We start from the raw sequence: 1,270 nt of genomic DNA, 5'->3' as shown, positions 1-1,270 counted from the left end.
GACCTCGGGCATCGAGCAGATCAACCAGGCGATCACGCAGATGGACCAGGTCACGCAGCAGAACGCGGCACTGGTGGAAGAAGCCGCCGCTGCCGCCGCATCGCTGCAGGAGCAGGCCGGCGGCCTGTTGCAGATCGTCAGCACCTTCAAGCTCGATGCCGACGACGGGGCAGGCCCGGTGCAGGTTCCCGTGCGTCCGGCGCCGGTCGCTGTTGCCGCGCCGAAGACCGGCGCGACGACAGCCGCCACGAAACCTCGACCGAAAGAAGTGCCCGCGCCCAAGGCAGCCACAGCCAGCGCCGGCGACTGGACCGAGTTCTAGACCGTATTCAGAGAAGACATCGTCGCAACCATCATGACCTCCCTTTCCAACCTCAAGATCGGCACCCGCCTGGCACTGGGCTTTGCCGCAGTGCTCCTGTTCCTGGCCTTCATCATGGGCCTGGGCCTAAATTCCATGTCGAGCATCCAGGCGTATCTCAACGGCATCGTGAGCAGCAACAACGTCAAGGTCGCCACGGCGAACAAGATGCTGGACTCCATCCGTGACATGACGAACCTCGCCACCCATCTGGTGCTGCTGACCGACGAAGCGGCCATGCGCGAGGAAATGAAGAAGATCACCGCGGCCCGCGAGCGATACACCGAAGCCAGGACGCAGCTGGGCAAGCTGATCGTCAGCTCCGACGGCAAGGCACTCCTGGCCAAGGTCGAAGACACGCTGTCCGTCGCGGCGCCCATGAACGCCAGGCTGCTCGAACTCGCGTTGCAGAACAAGACCGATGAAGCGACCGAGCTCCTGATGAATAAGTTCACCCCGTCGGTGCAAGCCATCCTGGCGGCACTGAACGATCTGGTGCAGCACGAGACCCGGCTCTCCGAAAAGGCCAGGGATCATGCGAACGCCGAATACAGCCAGGCACGCAATCTCATGGTCGGCCTCGGTGTTGTGGCGCTCCTCATGGGCGCGGCCATTGCATGGTTCACCACGGGTTCGATCACCCGCCCCATCGCAGCAGCGGTCAAGGTGGCCGAGACGGTGGCAGCGGGCGACATCTCCTCGCGCATCGAGGTTCGTTCCAGGGACGAGACGGGCCAACTGATGCACGCACTGAAGGAGATGAACGACAGCCTGGTGAAGATCGTGGGCGAAGTGCGAACGGGCACGGACACGATCGCGACGGCGTCGAGCCAGATCGCGACGGGCAACCAGGACTTGTCCTCGCGCACCGAAGAACAGGCGAGCTCGCTGGAGCAGACGGCGGCCTCG

Annotated in this window: 1 protein-coding gene and 1 pseudogene; both read left to right on the top strand. The window is 63.9% G+C overall.

The annotated features are described in order from the left end of the window. Positions 1-322 (top strand): annotated as a pseudogene (locus QTI04_RS34170) (methyl-accepting chemotaxis protein); the annotation flags it as partial. 33 nt (positions 323-355) lie between these two features. Then, positions 356-1,270, top strand: a 915-nt coding sequence (locus QTI04_RS34165) for an MCP four helix bundle domain-containing protein (RefSeq protein ID WP_286619636.1), incomplete at its 3' end; no start/stop codon positions are given.

This window comes from Variovorax sp. J22R115 (assembly GCF_030317005.1).
Classification (GTDB): domain Bacteria; phylum Pseudomonadota; class Gammaproteobacteria; order Burkholderiales; family Burkholderiaceae_C; genus Variovorax.
Note: the sequence above shows the minus strand (reverse complement) of the source record. Positions and strands in the feature narration are given on the sequence as shown.